Below are 17,328 nucleotides of genomic sequence, written 5' to 3'. Positions count from 1 at the left end.
CCTCCCACCTCACAGGCTGATGTCGTGTTCGCCGGCCTTCAGCCGCTCGGCGGCGCCCAGCTCGACGTCGAACCGGAACCGGTGTTCCAGGCACGCCCGGAGGAGGTCGAGCGCGGCCCGCGCCGCCCCGTCGACCCCGGGCTCGGCCGCGAAGGCGTCGACGAGCGCCAGGTCGCGCGGCACCAGGTCGGCCACCGGATGCCGGATCAGCTCGGGCACCGTCTGCAGGCGCAGGTCGTACAGGTCGACGCGGCCGTCGCGGTGGCCGAGCGCGAGGAACTCGCCGTCCGGCGACAGCGTCAGGCTGGTCGGCTTCCCGGGCCGGGGCGCGGCGAGGACGCCGGCCGCGGCCAGCTCCGCGCCGCGCAGGAGGTGCAGGTCGCCTTCCCCGTCGGCGACGATCACCCGGCCGGTGCGGTCCTGGACGCCGAGGCCCGCGAAGCCGGGGACCCGCGTCCCCGCCGCCGGGACGTTCGCCGCGTCCTGGGCCGTCCCCAGGGGCGCGCGGGTGATCGTCCCGTCCTGCCGCGCGCAGACCATGGTCTCGGCGTCGAGGAACTCGGCGTGCACCAGGGACGTCCCCGGGAACAGGGTCGTGGCGCCTTCGGCCGCCGCGTCGAGGACGTGCACGGACCGTCCGAGCAGGGCGATCCGCCCGGAGTCGCGGTGGGCGGTGATCAGCCGGGGCCACTGCCGCCGGCCGAGCCCGAGCTGGGCCAGCGGCCGGACCCGCGGTTTGCCGCCGGGCGCGCCGAGCAGGAGGTCCCCGGTGCGGGTCGCCGCCGCGAAGCTCCCGTCGCGGCGGGTCAGCGCCAGCGACGTGACCGCCCCCGACGTGGTGTGCAGCTCCCGGACGCGGCCGGGCGAGCAGCGCAGCAGGCGGCACTCCGCCTGCCCGTGGTTCGGCTGCTCCCCGGCGATCAGCGTGCCGTCGCCGAGGTGCAGGACGCGCCCCACCGAGGAGTTGAACGCGTCGTACCGCGCGACCAGCTCGGCGGTGCGCAGGTCGAACACGCCCGCCGCCTTGGTCATGCCCGCGACGGCGAGGAACGGGCCGTCCGGCGCGAACGACACGTCGTTGACCCGGCCGTGGAAGAGCAGGCTCGCCTGCGGGACGGCCGTCCGCCGCAGCCCGCCGAGGCTGGCCGCGCCCGTCGCCACCTCCGCCGGGTCGGCCGCGCGCAGCAGGCCGAACAGGCGGCGCTCCTCGTCGGTGCGCGGCAGCCACCCGTCGAACAGCCGGACCAGCTCGATCGCCGCCGTGACCGGCAGGTCCTGGACGAGCGCCCACAGCGCGGGCCAGTCGCGCCGCTCGGCGAGCCGCTCGGCGAGGTAGCGCGCCTCGGCGGCGGGCATCGCGGTGACGCGGGCCCGCCGGTCGTCGCCGACGATCACCCGGACGAGGTCGAGGTCGCCCGCGGTGAGCATCGCGTCCCGGACGCGGGCGCGGTCCCCGGCGGGCGCGGCCGCGTACGCGAGGGACAGCAGGCCCGCGTCCGGGTCCAGCGCGCGGAGCTGCTCGGGCTGCCCGGTGAGCAGGTAGAACAGGGCGCGCCGCACCGGGTCGGACGGGGCCAGCCGGTGCGCGGCGCAGAACCGGGCCGCCGCGTGGTCCGCCAGCGCCCGCTCGCACAGCTGGTCGGTGAGGACCCGGTCGCGCAGCGCGTGGAACTTCGCCACGGCGATGTCGTGGAGCGGGTGGTCGTCGGCGCGGACGATCTCGTCCAGGAGCGCCGCGCGGTTCGGGGCGCGCAGCAGGACGTCGCGGTCGTTCCCCACCGCGACGACCGTCCGCGGGACCGACCGTCCGGCGGTCGCGGGCCGTCCCCAGCGCAGCAGCGCGTCCCCGGCGCCGGGGGAGGGGACGGTCAGCCACTCGTTCCAGAGGACGTTCAGCGCCGAGTCGGGCGGCGGCGTCCCGTTCCGCAGGAGGGCGTCCCGCAGCGGCATCCCGGGCTCGGTGTAGAGGCTCCACAGCGCGCGCAGCATGGGGCCGGTCGCGTTCTCGCAGGCGGCGGCCGCCGCCGCGCGGACGCCGGCGTCGGTGTCGGTGAGCAGCGCGGACGCCCACCGGACCTCGGACATGAGCCACTCGTCCAGCCGGTCGTGCAGGGCGAGGGTCAGCAGCCGCCCCGGCTGCCCCTCCGCGACGGCGCCGGTCTCCACGACGACCCGGCGCAGGGACGGGTCGCGCGTCTCGACCCACCATCCGGCGACGGTCGCGGCGGCCCGGTCGCGCAGCCGGTGGCCGGCCGTCCGCGCGATCTCGACGACGCCGGCGCGGGCCGCCGCGTCGCCGTCGCCGGCCGCGCGGAAGAGCCGCCCCTCCGCCCAGCGTCCGAGGGGCCCGCGCTTCGCGGAGCGGGCCGTCCACCGCTCCGCGCGCCGCCGTTCCGCCATCGTCGTCCCGTCCCCCTCACAGGCTGATGTCGTGTTCGCCCGCCGCGAGCGCCACGGCGTCCCCGATCTCCACGTCGAACCGGAACCGGTGCTCCAGGCAGGCGTGCAGCAGCCGGAGCAGCGCCCGCGCCGCGGCGCTCGCCGCCGGGTCGGCGAGGGCCGTCCGGGCGATGCCGAGGTGCTTCGGCACGAGGTCCACGACCGGCCGCCGGACGATCCGCGGCACCTGCCGGACGCGCAGGTCGTACAGGTCGGTGTGGCCCGCCGCGTCGCCGACCGCGAGGAAGTCGCCGCCGGGCGAGACGGTCAGGCTGGTCGGGGCCCGCCGGTGCGGCGCCCGGTGCCCGCCCGTCGGCGCGAGCGTCAGCGGGTCGAGGAAGTGCAGGTCGCCGGACTGGTCGACGAGCATCGGCTCGCCCGTCCCGGACGGCGCGACGAGCCCGCCGAGGCCCGGGATCCGGGCGCGCGGCGCAGGCCGGGGGACGCCGCCGTCCCACCGCAGCCGTGTCACGTTCCCGGACAGGTCGGCGTACACCAGCGTGTCGGCGTCGACGAACGCGGCCCGCGCGGCCGTCCTGGCCTCGTCCGGGACGACCGGGCCCCTGCTGGTCGCCGGGTCGAACACCACGAGCCGCCGGCCGACCACGGCGAGCCGCCCGGACGCGGTGTGCGCCGCCACCGACCGGGGCCACCGGCCGCGCCCCATCCCGAGCGCGCCGACCGGGCGGGCCTCCACCGCCTCCCCGCCCGGCGCGCCGAGCAGCAGTTCGCCCGAGCGCGTCCCGCCCGCGAACGCGCCGTCGCCGCTGCGCGCCGTCAGCGACGTGATGGAGCCGGGCGTCGTGTGCAGGACGCGGACGTCGCCGTCCGCGCAGCGCAGCACCCGGCATTCGCGGTCGACGCGGTTGGTGCGCTCCCCGGCGACCAGCGTGCCGCCGCCGATGTGCAGGACGCGCCCCACCGACGAGTTGAACCCGTCGTACCGTTCGACCAGCTCCGCCGTCCGCAGGTCGAACACGCCCGCGACCTTGTTCGTCCCGGCGGCGGCGAGGAACGGGCCGTCCGGCGCGAACGACACGTCGTTGACCCGCCCGTGGAAGAGGAACCTCGCTCGCAGGACGACCGGCTGCCAGTCGGGCCTGAGGTGCTCCAGCGCGGTCGCCACCGTCGCCGGGTCGGTCTCCATGTACATCTCGAAGAGGCGGCGGCCGTCGGCGTCGCGCGGCGTCCAGCCGTCGAACAGGCGGAACAGCTCCACGCCGGTCTCGACGGGGACGTCCTGGACGAGCGCCCAGAGGCCGTCCCAGTCGCGGCGCGCGGCGAGTTGCCCGGCGAGGTAGCGCACCTCCTCGGGCGGCATGTCCGGGATCCGCGCGCGCCGGTCGTCGCCGACGATGACGCGGACGAGGTCGAGGTCGCCCTCGGCGAGCATCGCGTCCCGGGCGCGGGCGCGCTGGTCGTCGGAGGCGGAGGTGTAGGCGAGGGAGAGCAGGCTCCCGTCCGGGTCGAGCGCCCGGTGCTGCTCCACCTGGCCGGTCAGCAGGAAGAACAGGGCGCGCCGCACCTGGTCCTTCGGCGCGAGCCTGTGCTTCTTGCAGAACCAGACGAGGTCGGGACGTTCCATCGCCCGCGCGCAGATCTCCTCGGTGAACTCAAGGTCCAGCAGCCGCGCGGCCTTGGCCTCGGCGATCCCGCAGAGCGGGTGGTCGCCGAGCGTCAGCGCGGTGATGAACGCCTGGCGGAACCTGGGGTCGGCCATCGGCGCGCGGAGGTCGTCCTCCAGCGCGATGACGCTCAGCGCCTCGGCGTTCCCGCCGGTCGCGGGACGTCCCCAGCGGCGCAGCGCCTCCCACAGCGACTCGGACGGCTCCCGCACCCACTCGTCCCAAAGGGCGTCCAGCGCGTGACCGGGCGGCGGTGTGCCGTTCTGCCGGAGGACGTGCCACAGCGGCGACTCCGCCGCGATGGCCCAGAGCGCCTGGAGCACGGCGCCCGACGCCTCCCGGCAGAACTCGGCCGTCCCCTCCCGGACGCCGGGGTCGGCGTCGGTGAGGAGACGCCGTGCCCAGTGGACGTCGTACGGGGTCCAGTCGGTGCCGAGGCGGCCGAGGAGCGCGAGCGTCAGCGACCGCGCCGGTTCCGCCCTGCCGACCGCCCCGGTCTCAAGGACCGCCCAGCGCATCGCGGGGTCGCGGCTCTCCGCCCACCACGCCGCGACCGCCTCCCGCGCCCGGTCGCCGCGCCGGTGCCCCGGCGTGCCCGCGACCAGGGCGACCCCGGCCCGCGCGGCCGGGTCGCCGCGCTCGGCCGCCGCGAACAGCCGCCACCAGGCCCACCGGGCCCACGGCCCCCGCCCGCCCGACGCGGCGGCCCGGGCGGCCCGGCTCACGCCAGTTCCAGCCGGACCTGGTTCTCGGCGGCCGTCGTCGCCTCGGCGAACGACGCGGACTGGGCGCGGCCGTCGCGCAGCCACGCCCGCAGGTCCTCCACGCGCTCCCGCTGCGACCTGCTCAGCGGGACGAGCCGCCCGATCGCCGCCGCGATGTCGTCGGTCGTCACGTCGCGCGGGCCGTCCGCGAACGCCCGGTGCATGGCGTCGACGATCGCCTGCTCGATCTCCGCGCCGACGTAGCCGTCCGACAGCCGGGCGAGCCGCATGACGTCGAACGCCGACGGGTCGCGCCGCCGCTTGCGCAGGTGCACGGTGAAGATCTCGCGGCGCTCCTCGTCGGTCGGCAGGTCGAGGAAGAACACCTCGTCGAACCGGCCGCGGCGCAGCGTCTCCGGCGGCAGCGCGCCGACGTCGTTGGCGGTCGCGACGACGAACACCGGCGCCGTCTTCTCCTGCATCCAGGTGAGGATCGTGCCGAACACGCGCTGCGACGTCCCGCCGTCGCCGCCGCCCGACGCCATCGACTTCTCGATCTCGTCGATCCACAGCACGCACGGCGAGACCACCTCGGTGATCTTCAGGGCGAGCCGGAGCCGCTCCTCCGACTCCCCGACGAGCGACCCGAACAGCGCGCCGACGTCCAGCCGCAGCAGCGGCAGCCGCCACAGCCCGCTGATCATCTTCGCGGTCAGGCTCTTGCCGGTCCCCGGGATGCCGATCAGCGCCATGCCCTTCGGCGCGGGCAGCCCGAACCGGGCGGCCTCCTCGCCGAACGCGCTCTCGCGCAGCGTCAGCCACTCCTTCAGCAGTTCGAGGCCGCCGACGTCGTCGAGGGTGTCCTCCGAGGAGTAGTACTCCAGCGCCTGCGACGCGCGGATGACGGCCTTCTTCTCCTCCAGGACGGCGGGGATGTCCATCTCGTCCAGCACCTTGTCGCGGACGATCGCCTTGGAGAACGCCCGCCGCGCCTGCGCCGCCGTCAGCCCGAGCGCCGCCTGCGCCAGCCGCGACCGCCCGTGCTGGGTCAGGTCGCACTCCACCTTGGTCTGCGCGATCAGCGCGTCGAGGTCGGCGCGCAGCTCCGGCAGGTCGGGGAGCGGCATGTCCAGCACGACGACGTCGTCCCCGAGCTCGGCCGGGACGTCCGCCGAATGCGTCGTGACCACCAGCGACGAGTACGTCGACACCAGCTCGTGCGCGAGGTTGCGCAGCTTCCGCTTGACGGCCGGGCTCTTGTGCCAGAACTCGTGGAAGTCCTTCAGGACGTAGAGGTCCTTGCGGTTCGGGTTGCCGCGCGCCATCTCGGCGATCTTGTCGAGGGCGGCGTCCGGGGACGCGGCGGTCGGCAGCGAGCGGCCGTCCCTGGACGTCAGGCCGCGCGCGATGTCCCACATCACGAGGTCGGACCGCGCGGACGCGTCCCGCCCGACCCGCACCTCGTTGAGCACCTCCAGCGCCCGCCGCTCCTCCACGGTCACGAGGACGATCATCGGGACCCGCGCCCGCAGGTACAGGTTCAGATCATCGTGGACGCTCATCGTCTCCCCATCCGTGCATGCCCGTCACCGCCACCGTCCCGTCCGGGGAGATCACGACCTCGCTCTCCGGGACGGCCGCGAAATCGTCCGCCGAATAGCGCGGCGTGATCGCCCAGTACTCCTTGTTGGACGACCCCCGGAGCCCGGCCGCGATGTGCAGCCGCCGGTTGTAGCGCCCGGCGACGACCATGTCCGCGTTCTCGACCGCCGCCAGCATTTCGGGGCTCGCCTCGATCTCTTTCCTGGCGAATCCGCTCAGCACCACGATCCCGAGCCCGGACGGCCTGACCAGCGCGCAGAACTCGCGCAGCGCGGCGGGCTGCTCCAGCGGTTCGCCGCCTGACACCGTGACGCCTTCGACGTCCTCTTTCACGCCGAGGGCCTCGGCCGCCACGTCCCGGACGTCGCGCGGCTCACCGCCCGCGCCGTGCGTCTCGGGATTGAAGCAGCCTTCGCAGCCCAGCGAGCACCCTTGCGTCCACACCACGAAACGCGTCCCCGGGCCATTGGCGGAACTCCGCGAAAGGACGGCGTGAACCCGCCAAGCCGTCAATGCCACAACCGGTCCTGCTGCTCCTGCGTTTCCTCGGCGGTGTTGTACGCCTCGGCCGTGAGTTCCTGCGACTCGACCTCGCCGCCGAGCAGCGACACCAGTTCCTCGGTGGTGGCGAGGCACGCCATGCCGTCGACGCCGGTCACATGGATCTCGACGCTGCCGTCCTTCTTGATGGTCACTTCGACGGTCTCGTCCACGCCCTCACACCGCCACTCGCCGGAGGACGACCCTGATGTCCCCCGATTTCTCGTCCACGCTCCGCCGGTCGACCTCGAATCCCCGTTCCGCCAGCGTCGACAGGGTGCTCACCAGCGCGTACTTCTGCTTCAGGTCCCGCACGAACGGCTCTTCCCGCAGCCCGCGAATTCCCCACCAGTCGGCGACCAGCACATAGCCCTCGTCGGACGGGGCGAAACCGATCTCGTGGTCGCCGCCGGCCGGCCGGATCTTGAACTCCGCCTTCGTCCGGCGGCCCAGATATCCGCGCACTCCGCGCCCGGCGGGCTCCACGGTGTGCCCCATCTCCGCCAATGCCCGGCGTAACACCTCGCCGTCGGCCAGCCGGGTCCGCACCTTGGTGAAATGAGACATCCGCCCCTCCGGGAATCCGCGACCAGGGCCAGCATATTGCGGGTTGATCGGCACGGACAGGTCATTCGACGCACATCCCGCCGCCGCGCCTCATGGACGGGCGCCGCCCGCGATGCGACGCTGCCGGACGTGGTGGTCGTGGGAATCCTGGCATTGGCGGCGCTCGCGGGATGGCTGTACCTGGCGTGCGGCCACGGCGGGTTCTGGCGCACCGGACCCGGTCTTCCGGACGGCGGCGCCGACCCGCCGGAATGGCCGGACGTCGTCGCGGTCGTCCCGGCCCGGGACGAGGCGGCCGTCCTGCCGGAGACGCTGCCGACCCTTCTGGCGCAGGAATACCCGGGGCGTTTCCGCGTGGTCCTCGTCGACGACGCGAGCACCGACGGCACCGCCGAGACGGCCGGGCGCCTCGCCACGGAAAGGCTTCTCATCGTCCCCGCCGCGGAACGCCCGGACGGATGGGCGGGCAAGGTGTGGGCGATGTCCGAAGGCGTCCGGGCGGCGGGCGACCCGGAATTCCTGCTGTTCACCGACGCCGACATCGCCCATGGCCCGGGCGCCCTCAAGAAACTGGTGCGCGCCGCCACGGAAGGCGAACGCGACCTCGTCTCCCAAATGGCGACGCTCAGAACGCACACCGCCTGGGAACGCGCCATCGTCCCCGCTTTCGTGTACTTCTTCGCGCAGCTCTACCCGTTCCGCCGGGTGAGCCGCGACGGGGCGCGCACGGCCGCGGCGGCGGGCGGCTGCGTGCTCGTCCGCCGGGCCGCCCTCGACCGCGCGGGCGGCCTCGGCCGCATCCGCGGCGCGCTGATCGACGACGTCGCGCTCGGCCGCCTCGTCAAGCGCTCCGGCGGCCGCTGCCGCCTCGACCTGTCCCGCGACGTGGCCAGCCGCCGCCCCTACCCGCGCCTCGCCGACCTGTGGACGATGGTCGCCCGCAGCGCCTACGACCAGCTCAGGTACTCGCCGCCGCTGCTGGCGGGCACGGTCCTCGCCCTCCTGCTCACCTACGCGGTCCCGCCCGCCGCGACGCTCGCCGGCCTCGCCGCGCTCGCCCTCGGCGGCGGAGCCCCCGCCGCCCCCGCCGCCCCCGCCGTGCTCGCCGCCGGAGCCGGGGCCCTCGCCTGGACGATCATGACCCTGACCTACGTCCCCATGCTCCGCTTCTACGGCCTCTCCCCGCTGCGCGCCCCGGCCCTCCCCCTGGTCGCCCTCATGTACGCGGCCATGACCGTCGACTCCGCCCGCAGGCACTACACGGGAGAGGGCACCCCCTGGAAGGGCCGCGCCCCGCTGACCCCCGCCGGGCCGCCGCGCCCCCGGTGATCCCACTATTCGGAACACATCGGGGTCATCCCGTCGGATCAGCGTGCAGGATGGCTCCATGGACTTGGTGGAGTTCCTCCGTGCCCGGCTCGACAGGGACGAGCGGATAGCCCGCGACTGCACCGGCCACGCGTGGAGGGCCGCGCCGTCAGGGCGGGTCGAGGCCGACCCCGGGCCCGGCGCCGGGGAGGCCGTCGCCGTCGCGCGGGCGGAGACCGGCGCCTACGCCGAGCACATCGCCCGCCACCATCCGTCCAGGACGCTCGCCGAGGTCGCGGTCAGGCGGCGGATCGTCGACGACTACGAGAAGCAGGCATGGGTCCTCGACCAGGGCCACCGGACCCCGGAGCTGGAGGCGGCGCAGGCCGTCCGCGAGAACGTCCTGCGCCTGCTGGCGCTCCCGTACGCGACCCATCCCGCCTACCAGCAGGAATGGCGTCCCTGACCGCGTCCGCCACTGGCGACGCTCTGATCGATGCGGGACGCGCCTGACACAACGGACGCGGGGCCTGTAATCTCGGTGGGGGAGCCGAGAGGCGCTGCAACGGGCGTCCACCGCCCGCCACGCTCGGCCCCGCGAACCGGACCACGTAACAAGGGCGCCTCCCACGTCAATGGGAGGTGCTCGAAAAAAATGACCGGAAACGACCTTCGCGACCTTCTCGACAGCAGGATCGCCGTCCTGGACGGCGCCTGGGGCACGATGCTCCAGGGCGCCGGGCTCGCCCCCGCCGACTACCGCGGCGACCGCATCGGCGACGACCATCCGAAGGACGTCACCGGCGACCCCGACCTGCTGAACCTGACCCGTCCCGACGTCATCCTGGACGTCCACCGCCAGTACCTGGACGCGGGCGCCGACATCACGACGACCAACACGTTCACCGCGACGAGCATCGGCCAGGCCGACTACGGGCTTGAGGGCCTCGTCCACGAGATGAACGTGCGGGGCGCGCGGCTCGCCCGCCAGGCCGCCGACGAGTTCGGCGGACGGTTCGTCGCGGGCTCGGTCGGCCCGCTCAACGTCACGCTCTCCATCTCCCCGGACGTCGATGACCCCGCGTTCCGCGCCGTCACGTTCGACCAGGTCAAGGACGCCTACGCGGAGCAGATCCGCGGCCTCGCCGAGGGCGGCGTCGACCTGCTGCTGATCGAGACGATCTTCGACACGCTGAACGCCAAGGCCGCGATCGCCGCCGCCCGCGAGGTCGCCCCCGACCTGCCGCTGTGGATCTCGCTGTTCGTCGACATCTCCCGCCGGACGCTGTCCGGCCAGACCGTCGAGGCGTTCTGGCGCTCGGTCGAGCACGCCGAGCCGCTCGTCATCGGCCTCAACTGCTCGCTCGGCGCCGACGAGCTGCGCCCGCACGTCGCGGAGCTGGCGCGCCTCGCGGGCACCTACACCGCGAGCCATCCGAACGCGGGCCTGCCGAACGCGTTCGGCGGCTACGACGAGACCCCCGAGGAGACCGGGGCGAAGCTCGGCGAGTTCGCCGCGTCCGGCATGGTCAACATCGCGGGCGGCTGCTGCGGGACGACCCCCGCGCACATCGCCCGCATCGCCGAGGCCGTCCGCGGCAAGGCCCCGCGCGAGATCGCGCGGCCGGGGCGGGCGTCCCGGTTCAGCGGCCTGGAGCCGTTCGAGATCGGCCCCGACACCGGCTTCGTCATGATCGGCGAGCGCACCAACGTCACCGGGTCCAAGCGGTTCCGCAGGCTGATCGAGGCGGGCGACCACCAGGGCGCCGTGGACGTGGCGCTGGAGCAGGTGCGCGGCGGCGCGAACCTCCTCGACGTCAACATGGACGCCGACCTGCTCGACAGCGAGCGGGAGATGACGACGTTCCTCAACCTGATCGCGACCGAGCCCGAGGTGGCCCGCATCCCGATCATGATCGACAGCTCCCGGTGGAGCGTCCTGGAGGCGGGGCTCAAGGCCGTCCAGGGCAAGGGCGTCGTCAACTCGATCAGCCTCAAGGAGGGCGAGGGCCCCTTCCTCGAACAGGCCCGCCGCATCCGCGACTTCGGCGCGGGCGTCGTCGTGATGGCGTTCGACGAGCGGGGCCAGGCCGACACGGCCGACCGCAAGGTCGAGATCTGCGGACGCGCCTACGACCTGCTCACCCAGGAGGCCGGGTTCCCCGCCGAGGACATCATCTTCGACTCGAACGTCCTGGCCGTCGCGACCGGCATCGCCGAGCACAACGGGTACGCCAAGGCGTTCATCGACGCGCTGCCCCGGATCAAGGAGCGCTGCCCGGGGGCGCGCACCAGCGGCGGCATCTCGAACCTGTCGTTCTCGTTCCGCGGCAACGACGTCGTCCGCGAGGCGATGCACTCGGCGTTCCTGTTCCACGCCGTCCGCGCCGGGCTCGACATGGGCATCGTCAACGCCGGGCAGCTCGCCGTCTACGAGGACATCCCGGCCGACCTCCTCGAACTCGTCGAGGACGTCCTGTTCGACCGCCGTCCCGACGCCACCGACCGGCTCGTGTCGTTCGCCGAGAACGTCAAGGGCAAGGGCACCAAGCGCGAGGTCGACCTGTCCTGGCGGGACGCGCCCGTCGGCGAGCGCATGACGCACGCGCTCGTGCACGGCATCATCGACTTCATCGAGGAGGACACCGAAGAGGCCCGGCAGCAGGCCGCCCGGCCGCTCGACGTGATCGAGGGCCCGCTGATGGACGGCATGAAGGTCGTCGGCGACCTGTTCGGGTCCGGCAAGATGTTCCTCCCGCAGGTGGTGAAGAGCGCCCGCGTGATGAAGCGGTCGGTCGCCTACCTGGAGCCGTTCATGGAGCGGGAGAAGGAGGAGGCGCTCGCCGCCGGGCGCCTCACCTCCGACCGCGGGCAGGGCAAGATCGTCCTCGCGACGGTGAAGGGCGACGTCCACGACATCGGCAAGAACATCGTCGGCGTCGTCCTCGGCTGCAACAACTACGACGTGGTCGACCTCGGCGTGATGGTCCCGGCCGCGACGATCCTCGACACCGCCATCGCCAAGAACGCCGACGCGATCGGGCTGTCCGGGCTGATCACCCCGTCCCTGGACGAGATGGTCGCGGTCGCCGCCGAGATGCAGCGCCGCGACCTGAAGCTGCCGCTGCTGATCGGCGGCGCCACCACCTCGCGCCAGCACACCGCCGTGAAGATCGCGCCCGCCTACGAGGCGACGACGGTGCACGTGCTGGACGCGTCCCGGGTCGTCGGCGTCGTCTCCGACCTCCTCGACGAGGACCGCGCCGCCGCGCTCGCCGTCAGCAACCGCGCCGAGCAGGCCAAGCTGCGCGAGCAGCACGAGAACCGGCAGCGCAGCCCGCTGCTCACCATCGACCGCGCCCGGGCGAACCGGGAGGAGGTCGACTTCTCCGACCTGCCCGTCCCGGACTTCACCGGCGTCCGCGTCGTCCAGCCGGAGCTGGCCGCGATCCGCGAGATGATCGACTGGCAGTTCTTCTTCCTGGCCTGGGAGCTGAAGGGCAAGTACCCGGCGATCCTGGACGAGCCCGTCGCGCGCGAGCTGTTCGACGACGGCAACGCCCTCCTCGACCAGATCGTCGCGGACGGCTCGTTCGAGGCCAGCGGCGCCTACGGCTTCTGGCCCGCGCACTCCGACGGCGACGACATCGTCCTGCCGGACCTGCGGTTCCCGATGCTGCGCCAGCAGACGAAGAAGCCGGAGGGCCGCCCGAACCGCTGCCTGGCCGACTACATCGCCCCGGCGGGCGACCACCTCGGCGGCTTCGCCGTGACGATCCTCGGCGCCGAGGACCTCGCCGCCAAGTACGAGGAAGAGAACGACGACTACAAGTCGATCATGGTGAAGGCGCTGGCCGACCGGCTCGCGGAGGCGTTCGCCGAGTACGTCCACCTGGAGGCCCGCCGCGCCTGGTTCGAGCCCGGCGCCGAGCCCGCCCTGGAGGACCTGCACGCCGAGCGGTTCCGCGGCATCCGCCCGGCCCTCGGCTACCCGGCGAGCCCCGACCACAGCCTGAAGCAGCGGCTCTTCGACCTCCTGGACGCGGGCCGCCTCGGCATGAAGCTCACCGAGTCGTACGCGATGGCCCCGGCGGCGAGCGTCAGCGGCCTGATCTTCGCGCACCCGGAGTCGCGCTACTTCACGGTCGGCCGCGTCGGGAGGGACCAGATCGAGGACTACGCGTCCCGGTGCGGCCTCCCGGTCGCGGAGGTGGAACGCTGGCTGGCGCCGAACCTGGCCTACGACCCCTCCTGAGACCGCGCCGCACGGCGCCGACCGACACGACGGCCCACGCGATGACGGCCGGCCAGACCAGCGCCTTCCCGAGGCCGACCAGCCACGGGACGCGGCACACGGTCCCGGCCGTCATCGTGCACGTCGCCGTCATGCCCAGCGGGAACACCGTCGACCAGCGGCGCGGGTCGTAGCGGAGCCTTGGCCGGGCGGCCTCGAACACGGCCAGCACCGCGTACCAGCCGAGCACCGCCGCGAGGACGGCGAGCGTCAGCCCTTCCAGCGGCGCCCGCGCGGGCGGGCCCGCGGCGGCGGTGACCCGCGCGGCGGCGACCGTGGAGATCGCCAGGCTGCCGCCCGCCACCCAGTGGTCGCCCGCCCCGGCGGCGACCTGCCCGAGGTCGAACCGGGCGAGCACCACGAAGTACAGGGCGAGCCCGCCGCCGAGCAGCACCCCCGCGGGCCACGCCAGCCATCCAGGGCCGGGCCGCGCCGCCAGCATCGCGGCGAGCACGGCCACCGACTGCGTCGCGACCGTCACCAGGTACGCCGCGCCGGGCAGCGGACGCTTCAGCCCGCGCACCACGCGCGGCAGCAGCACGACCCACAGCACCGTCGCGACGCCGAGGAGGGCCGCCGCCGTCGCGGCGTGCCCGGCGAGCTCGGCCGTGTCCCCGACGACGCCGGTGCCCGCGACGCTGGTCAGCACCGCCGGGGCGGACGCCTCGTCCCGCCAGCGCGCCGGGTCCCCGGTGATCGACCGGCCGAACGACACGGCCAGCACGACCCATAACGCCGCCGCGGTCGCGGCCAGCGTCCGCCACGCCCACCCGAACCCCGCGAGGCGCAGCGCGATGGACACGATGCCCGTGGCCATCACCGTGGCTCCCCAGGGGACCCCGGCCCCTCTCCCACCGCTCACCATCCCCTTGTACCCGCCATTCCGCTCCATCGCGAACCGAGATCGGGAAGGATGCGTCGGAAAGGGAACGTGGCCGACTCGGAAAGGAAATGGATGCTCAACGTCGAGGGCTGGAATGCGATCGATGCCGCGCTCAAGGACCGTTACGGGGACGCGGAACGTCTGGAATGGGACGCGCCGACACCTTACCGTCCCATGGGCCCGATGCCGATGGGCCAGTTCGTCACGAACACCATCGCCGTCTATCCGCGGAATGAGCCCGTCCCGCACTGGCACCTCATCGGCTACGCGCTGACCGCGCCATTCGAGGAACGCGGCTACGAGTTCACGTTGCGGGTGCCGCGCCTGCCGGGGGAGACGGCCGCGCCGAACTGGGCGATGGGCCATCTGGAGAACCTCGCCTCGTATGTCGCGAAGAGCGGCAACGACTTCGAGGCGGGGCATTACATCGAGTTCCCGAACCCGATCGACCCCGACCGTCCCGGCTCGGCGATCCGCGCGGGCGGCTTCGTCCTGGACCCCGAGCTCGGCCGCGCCGAGACGCCCCTCGGCGAGGTGGCGTTCCTCCAGTTCGTCGGCATCACCACCGACGAGTTGCACGCGGCCCAGTCGTGGCACGTCGAGGGCCTCATGACGGCGCTCGCGCCGCACCTGCCGCTCCTCCTGACGAACATGGACCGGCTGTCGCTCGCCGACGTGCCCGGCGTCGCGAACGCCGTCCGCGAGGGCTCCCGGCGGGACGGCTCCGGCACCGGCTTCCTGTTCTTCCACCGGCTGGACGTCGACACGTCCGACGGCGTCTCGCTCGAACTCGGCGCGGAGCACGTGCCGCAGTTCACCCGGGTGCTGCCCGCCCGCGTCCCGCACGGCAACCCGCTGATCCTGCGCGGCGCGGACCAGCCGATCGTGTTCCTCCCCGGCGGGGCCGTCACCCACAACGACACCGGGCAGGCGCTGGAGATCACGCTCCCGGACGCCGTCAGCCACGCGATCGCGGCCGCCGTCCGTCCCGAACCGGGCCGCTACACGGTCGACGCCCTGACCGTGAACGTCATCGCCTGAAGTTTCCGGCGCGGCGTGTCCCGGTCACGGCCCCTCCTCCCCGTGACCGGGACACGCCGCAGCCCTTTCGGGTGAGGATTCGAGCCTCGGGACGGGTTGTTGAACCGTAAAGCACTCTGGGACGTGGTCAGGAAAAGGCCGCCGTGGACGCGGAAGACTCCCATCGGTGCGCGGCGGCGTTCCTGCGACGATGGAGGAACCACCGTGAACCTCACCAGAAGGTGCGTACGTCGCGGCGTGGTCGCGCTTGGAGCGGCGACCTTGCTCGGGACGGCCCTGTCCGCGCCCGCCTGGGCCTTCGCGCCCGTGGGCGCGCCGGTCGGCGGATTCGGCTCCAACGACTTCGGCGACGCCGCCACGGGAGCCAGGCTCGCCCTGTGCTCGAACCAGTTCTCCGGCCGCGTGACCGTGGACAACGGCACCGGCAATGGCGGCGAAGCCGGGATCGACGCGTTCTCCTTCAACTGCGACAGCGGCGTTTCCGTGTCGCCCGCCCTGCCCTGGACGCTGAAACTCGATTCCAGCGCGGCCCTCACCATCGAGGGCGTCGACCTGAATCTCGCGACACCGCAAGGAACCTGCCATTACACCGGCGCGCTCCAAGGCGCCCGCAGCTTCGACGGCGTCTACAGCATCGGGGGAGCCCTGGACAGGCGTACCTCCGGATGCCAGGGGCCGTCCCGGCTCGGCTTCAACGCCTTGGCCGAGAACGTCTTCACCACCGACGGCGCGCCACTGAACCCGTGACGGGCGAGGTCATCCCGAAAACGAAGGCCGGGCCCGAGGCCCCGGCCTTCCGTTGTCCGAGATCGTGGCGCGTGACCGTTGCCCATTTCCCTTGAGCGGTCAGTCGGAGGCGGCGGCGAAGAGGAGGAGGCCATTGCGGGTGGGGTTCAGGATCAGAAGGGTGTAGCCCCAGAAGACCGGGTAACCGGGGAGGCCGCGGCAGCCGCCCGCGTAGACGACCGACTCCGGGTTGATGAATTCGCGGACGTGGGTGCGGTAGCGGTCCTGGAGTTCGCGCAGTTCGGACTCTTGGGCGGCGGCCAGGTCCATTCCGCTTCCGTCGGACGGGTCGCCGCGGTAGGCGAAGGCGTGGTCGATCTCCTCCCACACTTCGGTGGCGTCCGTGCGCCTCGGTCCGGTCAGTTCGGCCTCCGGGTATTCCTCTGCGATCGCCGCCTCTGCATCGTCCAATGACGTGCCCGGGGGCAGGGGCAGCAGGACGAAGGTCGTCACGAAGTTCAATCCGGACATCAGATGCTCAAGCCGCGCCGACAACTCGTCCACGCGCGGCATTCTGCTACGTCCGGGGATTCGGCGGGGGAGTGAGGGGCCTCCCGCGGCAACGGGAGGCCACCTCGTGCCAATCGGTCCCGCCCGAGCCATCAGACGGACGCATCGATTGGGTCATGGGGCGCAGGCTTCGGCCGGCCGCCGTGCCAGAGCGCAACCCCAAAGGTAAGTGCGCCGGGGCGCCGTCCGGCAAGCCCTTCGACCGCCGGATGCTCGTCCGGTCCGGCACGAGATCGCGAGAAGGCGCGGTGAGCTGCGCGAATGTGCGATCCGGTGCCGCTTGTCCCGTTGTTTCAAGTTGTCTTTCGCCCGGCGTCGTACGTGCGGCTGCATGAGCGTCTGCGTGTGTCCGGCGCGATATTCGAACAATGACGTCTTGACAGGGATGGCGGGCGAGCGGTATCCGGAGCGGTCGTTCAGATTTCGAACAACGTGTCCGAGCCGAATGCTTCCCGTCGTCAAAGGGAGTCCGCAACCATGTGGCATGGGACGAGTGACGGGCCGGGCCTTCCGCGGCGGCAACCGCGGTGAGGCGATACCGCGCCCGGTGACTCGTCGAACACCGCCCGAGCCATCAACAGACAGTCCGAAAGGCGGACGCATCGATGTGCCTTACCGTCCCCCCGCTTCAGCCTGCCCGCCAGGCCCGGATCACGATGTCGCTCGTCATTGTGATCGTCATTCTCGTGCTGCGGGGATTCGACCCGTACCAGGCCACCGCCGTCGCGGCTTACTGCGCGTCGGTCGCGGCGCAGCTCGCCGTTCTGCTGGGCGGCGAGCCTCAGCTCCGCTGCCCGTCGGTGAGCCGTTGAATCGCGCGGTCCGTCCGCGAGGCGAATCCTGACGGGTCCGCTCATGCCACGACCAGAGAATCCGCTCGACCCGGACGCGGGGCCGATCTCGGCGTTCGCCGTACAACTGCGCCTGCTCCGCGCCGACGCGGGAAGTCCGAGTTACCGCGCAATGGCCAAGCGGTCGTTTTACGGCTACACCACATTGGCCGATGCGGCCGCGGGCCGCCGTTTCCCG

At 73.1% G+C, this 17,328-nt stretch carries 14 protein-coding genes; 6 read left to right on the top strand and 8 right to left on the bottom strand.

All coding sequences use genetic code 11. The features are described from left to right. Positions 1-9: 9 nt before the first annotated feature. From ACH01S_RS27940 to ACH01S_RS27915, 6 genes are read right to left on the bottom strand one after another with little or no spacing between them, the layout of a single operon-like run. Positions 10-2,400, bottom strand: coding sequence for a WD40 repeat domain-containing protein (locus ACH01S_RS27940; RefSeq protein ID WP_067897919.1), 2,391 nt, complete (start codon positions 2,398-2,400; stop codon positions 10-12). 16 nt (positions 2,401-2,416) lie between these two features. Then, the gene (locus ACH01S_RS27935) at positions 2,417-4,789 is read right to left on the bottom strand and encodes a WD40 repeat domain-containing protein (RefSeq protein ID WP_067897917.1); all 2,373 of its coding nucleotides are present in this window, start codon (positions 4,787-4,789) and stop codon (positions 2,417-2,419) included. Further along, positions 4,786-6,330, bottom strand: coding sequence for a Ycf46 family AAA ATPase (locus ACH01S_RS27930; RefSeq protein WP_067897913.1), 1,545 nt, complete (start codon positions 6,328-6,330; stop codon positions 4,786-4,788). Before ACH01S_RS27930 ends, ACH01S_RS27935 begins: the two co-directional genes overlap by 4 nt. Continuing rightward, positions 6,314-6,889 carry a 4Fe-4S single cluster domain-containing protein gene (locus ACH01S_RS27925; RefSeq protein ID WP_255220351.1) on the bottom strand — a complete coding sequence of 192 codons (576 nt, stop codon included), beginning with the start codon at positions 6,887-6,889 and terminating at the stop codon, positions 6,314-6,316. The genes ACH01S_RS27930 and ACH01S_RS27925 overlap by 17 nt, the downstream gene beginning before the upstream one ends. Further along, positions 6,880-7,083, bottom strand: coding sequence for a DUF2997 domain-containing protein (locus tag ACH01S_RS27920; protein WP_067897907.1), 204 nt, complete (start codon positions 7,081-7,083; stop codon positions 6,880-6,882). The genes ACH01S_RS27925 and ACH01S_RS27920 overlap by 10 nt, the downstream gene beginning before the upstream one ends. Before the next feature lie 4 nt (positions 7,084-7,087). Then, a complete protein-coding gene (locus ACH01S_RS27915) occupies positions 7,088-7,477 on the bottom strand; it encodes a DUF1257 domain-containing protein (protein ID WP_067897904.1) in 390 nt (129 codons plus the stop codon). Between the two features lie 129 nt (positions 7,478-7,606). Between ACH01S_RS27915 and ACH01S_RS27910 the strand changes: the two genes are divergently transcribed. The 3 genes from ACH01S_RS27910 to metH all read left to right on the top strand — a co-directional run bounded on the left by ACH01S_RS27910 (position 7,607) and on the right by metH (position 13,040). Next, on the top strand, positions 7,607-8,806 hold the full coding sequence (locus ACH01S_RS27910; RefSeq protein WP_067897901.1) for a glycosyltransferase: 1,200 nt from the start codon (positions 7,607-7,609) through the stop codon (positions 8,804-8,806). 58 nt (positions 8,807-8,864) lie between these two features. Then, a complete protein-coding gene (locus ACH01S_RS27905; RefSeq protein ID WP_067897898.1) occupies positions 8,865-9,251 on the top strand; it encodes a DUF6221 family protein in 387 nt (128 codons plus the stop codon). A 189-nt stretch (positions 9,252-9,440) separates the two neighbouring features. After that, positions 9,441-13,040, top strand: coding sequence for a methionine synthase (metH, locus tag ACH01S_RS27900; protein WP_067897895.1), 3,600 nt, complete (start codon positions 9,441-9,443; stop codon positions 13,038-13,040). On the opposite strand, the gene ACH01S_RS42695 is transcribed toward metH, so the two are convergent. Beyond that, positions 12,925-13,944 (bottom strand): tellurite resistance/C4-dicarboxylate transporter family protein, encoded by a 1,020-nt coding sequence (locus ACH01S_RS42695; protein ID WP_148344430.1) that lies wholly within the window; start codon positions 13,942-13,944, stop codon positions 12,925-12,927. The two genes, metH and ACH01S_RS42695, sit on opposite strands and share 116 nt — an antisense overlap. A 90-nt stretch (positions 13,945-14,034) precedes the next feature. Between ACH01S_RS42695 and ACH01S_RS27895 the strand changes: the two genes are divergently transcribed. Both ACH01S_RS27895 and ACH01S_RS27890 read left to right on the top strand, forming a co-directional pair. Beyond that, positions 14,035-15,003 (top strand): suppressor of fused domain protein, encoded by a 969-nt coding sequence (locus tag ACH01S_RS27895; protein WP_067897892.1) that lies wholly within the window; start codon positions 14,035-14,037, stop codon positions 15,001-15,003. A 204-nt stretch (positions 15,004-15,207) separates the two neighbouring features. Then, positions 15,208-15,750, top strand: a complete 543-nt coding sequence (locus tag ACH01S_RS27890; protein WP_157406323.1) for a PraA/PraB family alkane oxidation protein activator — start codon at positions 15,208-15,210, stop codon at positions 15,748-15,750. 99 nt (positions 15,751-15,849) lie between these two features. Here ACH01S_RS27890 and ACH01S_RS27885 read toward each other — a convergent pair whose 3' ends face one another. Beyond that, positions 15,850-16,293, bottom strand: a complete 444-nt coding sequence (locus ACH01S_RS27885) for a hypothetical protein (protein ID WP_148344410.1) — start codon at positions 16,291-16,293, stop codon at positions 15,850-15,852. A gap of 662 nt (positions 16,294-16,955) precedes the next feature. Here ACH01S_RS27885 and ACH01S_RS27880 point away from each other — a divergent pair. Next, positions 16,956-17,111, top strand: coding sequence for a hypothetical protein (locus ACH01S_RS27880; protein ID WP_157406321.1), 156 nt, complete (start codon positions 16,956-16,958; stop codon positions 17,109-17,111). Positions 17,112-17,328 lie beyond the last annotated feature (217 nt).

Source organism: Actinomadura chibensis NBRC 106107, assembly GCF_001552135.1.
In the GTDB taxonomy this organism is placed as follows: Bacteria; Actinomycetota; Actinomycetes; order Streptosporangiales; family Streptosporangiaceae; genus Spirillospora; species Spirillospora chibensis.
This window is presented reverse-complemented; position numbering and strand designations above follow the sequence as displayed.